General features: G+C 70.2%; 5 protein-coding genes and 1 pseudogene. 3 read left to right on the top strand and 3 right to left on the bottom strand.

Annotated features, from left to right (window positions below):
- The coding region (locus ACFV0Q_RS15035) for a MerR family transcriptional regulator (protein ID WP_385005240.1) at nucleotides 1-338 on the top strand (338 nt) is incomplete at its 5' end.
- 220 nt (nucleotides 339-558) lie between these two features.
- Here ACFV0Q_RS15035 and ACFV0Q_RS15030 read toward each other — a convergent pair.
- Complete coding sequence (locus ACFV0Q_RS15030; RefSeq protein ID WP_385005238.1) at nucleotides 559-1,092, bottom strand: YrhB domain-containing protein; 534 nt, start codon at nucleotides 1,090-1,092, stop codon at nucleotides 559-561.
- A 601-nt stretch (nucleotides 1,093-1,693) separates the two neighbouring features.
- Between ACFV0Q_RS15030 and ACFV0Q_RS15025 the strand changes: the two genes are divergently transcribed.
- Nucleotides 1,694-3,484: a hypothetical protein gene (locus ACFV0Q_RS15025; protein WP_385005236.1), complete on the top strand. Its 1,791-nt coding sequence runs from the start codon at nucleotides 1,694-1,696 to the stop codon at nucleotides 3,482-3,484.
- A 336-nt stretch (nucleotides 3,485-3,820) separates the two neighbouring features.
- Here ACFV0Q_RS15025 and ACFV0Q_RS15020 read toward each other — a convergent pair whose 3' ends face one another.
- Both ACFV0Q_RS15020 and ACFV0Q_RS15015 read right to left on the bottom strand, forming a co-directional pair.
- Nucleotides 3,821-4,690, bottom strand: a complete 870-nt coding sequence (locus ACFV0Q_RS15020; protein WP_385005234.1) for an MBL fold metallo-hydrolase — start codon at nucleotides 4,688-4,690, stop codon at nucleotides 3,821-3,823.
- A 605-nt stretch (nucleotides 4,691-5,295) separates the two neighbouring features.
- A complete protein-coding gene (locus tag ACFV0Q_RS15015) occupies nucleotides 5,296-6,141 on the bottom strand; it encodes a sigma factor (protein WP_385005242.1) in 846 nt (281 codons plus the stop codon).
- Here ACFV0Q_RS15015 and ACFV0Q_RS15010 point away from each other — a divergent pair.
- Nucleotides 6,112-6,465: pseudogene (locus tag ACFV0Q_RS15010) on the top strand (carboxymuconolactone decarboxylase family protein); the annotation flags it as partial. The gene ACFV0Q_RS15015 and the pseudogene ACFV0Q_RS15010 overlap by 30 nt on opposite strands.
- Nucleotides 6,466-6,469 lie beyond the last annotated feature (4 nt).

The following is a 6,469-nucleotide window of genomic DNA, read 5'->3' as shown; positions in this document are numbered from 1 at the left end:
CGGACACCTCCGTCCGGCTCCTGCGCTACTACGAGGAGCAGAGCCTCCTGACGTCCTACCGTCTCGACAGCGGCCACCGCCGCTACGACGACAGCGCCCCCGCCGCGGTCCGCCGCATTCGCGCACTGCTGGACGCCGGCCTTCCGACCCGGGTCATCCGCGATCTCCTGCCGTGCGTCCGCCAGGACGGCACGGTCGCCGAATGCCGGCTGGAGACCCTTCAAGAACACCTCCAGGGTCTGGATGACCGGATCACCGCGCTGTCGGAGACCCGCACCTCACTGGCCGGGCTCATCTCCGCCACGCAGAACCAGAGCCACGCGTCGGCACTCGCGTAAGGCCGCGACCGCCCCCCGACTGCCGCCGACCCCGCCTTCGTGCGCACACACAGAGTCGCCCGGCACGGGTCAACTTCCGCGGAGGTCGAGTCGTTTGAGAACGACACCGCATCGCATTCGCCGACCGACGAGTGCGGCCTCTGACCGGTTCGGTAGCCGTCCGGTCGTCCGGCGATCCGGTCGTCCGGCAGTGCAGTCATCCGGCAGTGCAGTCGGAAGGCTACTGAACCGGGCCGGCCAATGTCTCGATCGTGCCCGGATGCCAGGGATCGGGCTCGCGGGTGAGGCTCGCCAGCTCCTCGGGTGGCTCACTCCCGTCCCTGACGATCGTTATGTATGCCTTCGCCTCCTGCAGGCCCATCCGCGGGGCCTGTTTGCGCAGGTGCCGCATTGCGGCAGCGGTCCCGGCGGAGTCCGCGAGGTGGCGGACGGCCGCGGCGAGCGGGTCGGGTGCTCTGATGCCCTTGACCTGCCAGAGGTAGAGCTCTTCCCAGTCCTCGGTCCAGGCGGTGCCGGGAACGAAGTGGATGCTCCCGTCCTCCCGGTCGACCAGGTAGGGGCCGCCGAGGAGATTCGAGCGCCGATCAGGGTCGCGGGCGTACTTCGAGGAGCTCCAGTATGCGAGCCACCCGACCGACCGCTCCTCGACGTGGTACACGGCCAGGTTCGGGACCAACCGCGCCCATGCCCAGGTCGGTTGCTCCCGCGCCAGCAGGGACTCGACCAGCTCGACCGCTCGTTCCTTGGAGATCACATGCCCATCCTCCACCCCGTGGCAACCGGATGCGGCAAGAGTCCCCAGCTGCTCCCCAGGGACAGGTCCACTCGGTCCCCGACAGGAGCGTTCCTTGGTCAAGATCGCTGTGCAGGTAGCGCGGCAGAAGCTCGCCGGGCGCCGGGCCGAGGCTTCTGGGCAGCGGTGTGTTGATGCCGTGTCCAAGGTGGCGAGGCCATGGCCGTCGACCGCGAGACGGTGTTGCGACGCCGGCCAGTAGGCGGGCGGCGGACGGGGCTGCCGGGACGGCCGGGATCTCGCCCGCCTCGGCCTGGCGGCCGACTTCGGCCAGGGGCACCGGGGCACCGGGGCTGCGTTGGAGCGTCGCGGTGCAGGCGGTCGGCGCCGCTGGTGATCGCTTCGGTGCAGCCGTGTGAGACCGACGCAGGACCGGTGCAAGCCCCGCCACCGAACGGCCGATCAGGCCAGGGCGGCCCCGCCGTCCCCACCGGCCGGCACTGCTCCGACCGGGTGGAATTCGGGTGAAGATCCGGCGCGCCGCAGGTGCCGCCGCATCCGAAGAAACGATCGGGCCCTGGTACGACGGGCGCGTTCCCACGCGACCGAAAGGTGTTCGCCGATGCCTCCCACACCCCGCAATGCGCCAGAGCCAGGGACGCCCCAGCAGCCGAAACCCCGCCGTCGACGCGGTCTGGCGGCGCTGCTCACCGGTGTCCTGATGGCCGCCGTCCTCCCCCTGGCCGCCGGGGCCCCGGAGGCTCGGGCCGCCGTCGGCATCACCGAGTACCCCGTACCCACCCCCAGCACCCCGGTCGGCATCACCACCGGCCCGGACGGCAACCTGTGGTTCACCGAGGCGGTCGGCAACAAGATCGGCCGGATGAGCCCGACGGGCACCCTCATCGCCGAGTACCCCCTGCCCGGCGAGTTCAGTACCCCGCACGACATCACCACCGGCCCGGACGGGAACGTCTGGTTCACCATGCAGCACTTCGACTCCCGGGTCGGGAAGATCGACACGAGCGGGACGGTCACCGAGTACCCCCTCCCCGACCAGTTCGACGAACCCACCGGCATCACCGCCGGCCCGGACGGCGCCATGTGGTTCACCGAGCAGAACGCCCACCGGATCGCCCGCATCACCACCACCGGCACCCTCACCGAATACCCGCTGCCGGCCGGCTCCGGCCAGCCGTCCTACATCACCACCGGGCCGGACGGGAACCTCTGGTTCACCGAGATCGGTGACAACCTCATCGGCCGCATGACCCCGTCCGGCGTCGTCACCGAGTTCCCGGTCCCCGGCGGCGGCGGCCCGACCGACATCACCACCGGCCCCGACGGGAACCTCTGGTTCACCGTGTTCGGGGGCAACCGGATCGGCCGGATCACCCCGTCGGGCGTGATCACCCAGTACGACGTACCGTCGAACGGCTCCTCGCCCCAGCCCCAGGACATCACCGCCGGGCCGGACGACAGCCTGTGGTTCACGGAACGCAACAGCGGGAAGATCGGGCGGATCAGCACGTCCGGCGTCATCGCCGAGTTCCCCCTGCCCTCCTCGGAGCGCGGTCCCTGGGGCATCACCAAGGGCCCGGACGACGACATCTGGTTCGCCGAGACCTCCAGCTTCATCGGGCACCTCCACCTGACCGGCGCCGACTTGGCCGTCGCGAAGTCCGATACGGGCTCCGACCCCGTCGTGGAGGGCCAGAACGTGACGTACACGCTCACCGCGACGAACAACGGCCCGCAGACGGCCGAGGGGGTCGTCCTCCAGGACACCCTCCCGGCCGGACTGCAGTTCGTCTCGGCGTCCCCCGGGTGCACCGCGTCCGGCACCACCCCGGACGTCGTCACCTGCGGCATCGGCACCCTCACCGCCGGAGCGAGCGCCGCGCGAACCATCACCGTGACGACCACGATCGAGGACATCGCCGTTGACACGGCGGGCGTGGCCGGCGCGGTCTCCGACCCGGCTCCGGCCAACGACACCGTGACGGAGACCACCACCGTCAACGCGGTCACCTGCTTCGGCCAACAGCCCACCATCACCGGTACCCCCGGCAACGACCAGATCAACGGCACGCCCGCACGCGATGTCATCCTCGCCCACGGCGGCAACGACACCATCAACGGCGGCGCGGGCGACGACCTCGTATGCGGCGGCCCCGGGGCGGACTCGATCACCGGCGGGCCCGGCAACGATCGCGTCGCGGGCGGCGTCGGCGACGACACCCTCCACGGCTCCCCGGGCGACGACACCCTGACCGGCGGACCCGGCAACGACTCCCTCTTCGGCGACGTCGGCAATGACAACCTCGACGGCGGCCCGGGCACGAACAGCAACAACGGCGGCCCCGGCACCGACGTCTGCGCCAACCCCGGAACGGGCCCCGGCTGCCCGTGACCTGACCTCGACGGGGTGCTCCCGAGACCGGGACCGGGATCGGGACCCGGACCCGGACCGGGAGCACCCCACGCCCGCCCTCAGCCGTCGAGCAGTACGCCACGCGGCGAGGGCGAGCCGGCCCCGGTCAACCCCGCCGGCCCGGTGAGGTCGAAGTTCACGGGGCCCCACCGAGCTGCTCGGTCCTGCGGGCCACGTCGATGTGGTGCAGGTGGTGCAGGCCGGGCGACCCGTCTGGCTGCTGTGATCTTGGCACGGTGTACAACACCGCACACGAAGCAGGACGAGGCACCGCGGCCGACGCCACGGGGGCGCGGCTCCGGTCGCGCCGCCCCTTCACCAGCGAACGGCGGTGAAGTCGACCGGCCGGGGCCGCAACAGCCGAGTGCGCTCTGCCAGCGTTGTCAGCCGCCGGGACATCTCGTCGGCGGACAGCCGGCGGCGATCGCCGTGGCCCGGCAGGACCCACTCGAACCGGAGTCGTCCGGCCGCCCTGGTCAGTGAGGTGGCCAACTCCTCAATGGAGTACCAGGTCACACTATCCGCGACTTCCAGATCACCGGTGGTGCGTGACCAGTAGAAGCTGTCCCCGCTGAAGCAGTACCGGTCATCTGCGAGGTAGAGCACACTGCCCGGAGTGTGGCCGGGCAGCGGGTGGGCGGTGACCCCCTCACTGATCTCCAGGGGTTCGAGACCCTGGATCACCCGGTCCGCGTCTGGCGCCGCATCGAGGTCGCCCTCGTGGATCCACAGCCGGGCGCCGAAATGGTCCGCGTAGCGGCGGCCGTGTGCAGCGTGGTCTCGGTGGGTGAGCAGCACATCGGTGACCGGGCCCAATGCTGCGTAGCGCTTGGCGAGTTCACGACTCCAGCGCGGCGTGTCGATCATCATGACCGTGCTGGAGGGCCGTAGAAGCAAGTAGGAATTGGCCCCGGCAGTGCGCTGTGAGTTGTGCCCGCACAGCAGTACGCCGCTGTCCAAGGCCATCGGAAAGGGATCGAGCCCCTGGTCCGGCAGGCCCGAGAGGGGGCGGATCGAGCGGGTGGGGCAGGCGAAGACCGCTGCGTGTAAGCGCCGCGTTTCCGCCTCATCGTGCGGCAGGCGCAGGATCTGGGACTTTCCGTCGACCTCGCCGATCAGATCGGGCGCGAGCTGTCGTGCGACATCGCAGTTGAAGCAACGGTCGTCCACGTACCAGCCGTCCACGGCAAGTGTCCTTCCAGGAGGGAACGACCTCCGATCGGGGCCGCCTTTCAGGGATACCCCACCGGCAGTCGGATTCGGCAGGCCCTGCCGATCTTGCACTTTCGGCCCCAACGCGTTCTCCCGACCCGATCGACGCGAGCGTGATGCGGGCTGTGTAACGAGGACCTGCACAGACCCTCAGCACCCACCGGGCGGATCGTCAGCAGATCTCCAGCTGGTTGCAGTCAACCGGCCATAGGGAGCGAGGGGCCTTCAGCCACCCGAAGTCATTTTCTGCATGGACGAGTTCGGTCTGCTCAGCAACCCCATGCCGGGCGCCAGTGGGCCGACCGCGGGGGAAAGCGAGGCCCCCGACCTTGACCGAGGCCCAGGCGGCGCGCCACCTACACCCGCTCGGACGAGAAGAAGCGCGTCGCGATCGTGTGCGACAACTACTCCCCGTCCACCACTACCGCCGCACCGCCGCGTGTACCTGCCGCAACCCGGAGTCGGCAGGTCGTACGCCCCGACCTGGTCGGGGCGGGTGGCCCTCACCGGACTGGTTCGGGCCCGGCACCGTCAAGCAGAAGTCCTCCGATCGGTGCGGGGCCGTCGCGGGTGGGGAGTCACACCGGTTCCGGCAGGTCCATGAGGGCGAGTTCGGCAGGGTCGATCACAGCGGTGATCTCGGTGATGCGGCCGTCGGCCACGGTGAAGGCGAGTACGGAGAGCGGGGTGCCGTCTTCGCTCCAGGAGATGACGCCGGGGCGGCCGTTGACGGTCGCCGCATGTCCTCGAGCCGCGGCGCCGGCCACTCGCGCGCCCGTGGCGACCTCGGTGGCTCCGAGCGTGACGAAGCGGCCGTTCGGTGTATGGACGGTGAACCTCACCTCGGGGTGGAGAACCCGCAGCAACTGCTCGAACCGACCGTCGTGGGCCGCGGCCAGAAAGGCTTGGACCACCTCGCGTTGCTGTCGTCCGGCGCCTGCCGGCTGCTGGGCGGCCTGTACTTTCCTGCGGGCGCGGCTGGTGAACATCTTGGTCGCGTCGGCGGACTTGTCGAGAATCGTGCCTATCTCCCCGTGGGGCACGGCGAACACGTCGTGCAGCACGAACGCCAGTCGTTCGTCCGGGCGCAGCGAGTCGAGGACCGTGAGGAGGGCGAGGCCGACGGAGTCCCCGAGCGCCACGAGGTCTTCCGGAGCGGGAGCGTCGTCGAGCGTCACGGTGAATTCGGGCAGCTGGTCGTCGAGGGCGACTTGCGGGCGGGTCCGGCCCGACCGCAGGACATCGAGGCTGATGCGGCCGACGACGGTGGTCAGCCAGCCGCCGAGGTTGTCGATGGTGCCGGTGTCCTGACGGGACAGCCGCAGCCACGCCTCCTGGACCACGTCTTCCGCGTCGGCGTGTGATCCGACGCGGTAGGCGACGGCGCGGAACCGGTCACGCTGGTCCACCTGCGCGCCAGCCAGATCAACAGCTGCTCGGCGTGCGTCTACGCCAGTGTCACCGAGGGGAAGAAGGCCGGTGACACCGACGAGCGGCTGCACAACGTAGCGGCGTGGCGCGAGGCACCGTTCTACACCGATGGGGAGCGCGCGGCACTGGCGCTGGCCGAGGCCGCCACCCGGCTGCAGGACGGTGCGGAGGGAGTCGCCGACGCGATCTGGGAAGAGGTCAACGCCCACTTCACCGAGGAGGAGGTCGGCGCGATCAACCTGGAGATCGCGCTGACCAACTTCTTCAACCGGATCAACCGCACCATCAAGGAGCCGGCCGGACAGACCTGGGGCTGAGCCT

The sequence above is a fragment of the Streptomyces sp. NPDC059564 genome (genome assembly GCF_042735575.1).
GTDB lineage: Bacteria > Actinomycetota > Actinomycetes > Streptomycetales > Streptomycetaceae > Streptomyces.
The sequence above is the reverse complement of the archived record's forward strand: the minus strand, read 5'-3'. Positions and strand labels throughout refer to the sequence as shown.

What these genes read in the sequence shown, in the direction of transcription:
- ACFV0Q_RS15025 (WP_385005236.1), top strand. Translation starts at nt 1,694, where the DNA reads ATGCCTCCCACACCCCGCAATGCGCCAGAGCCAGGGACGCCCCAGCAG.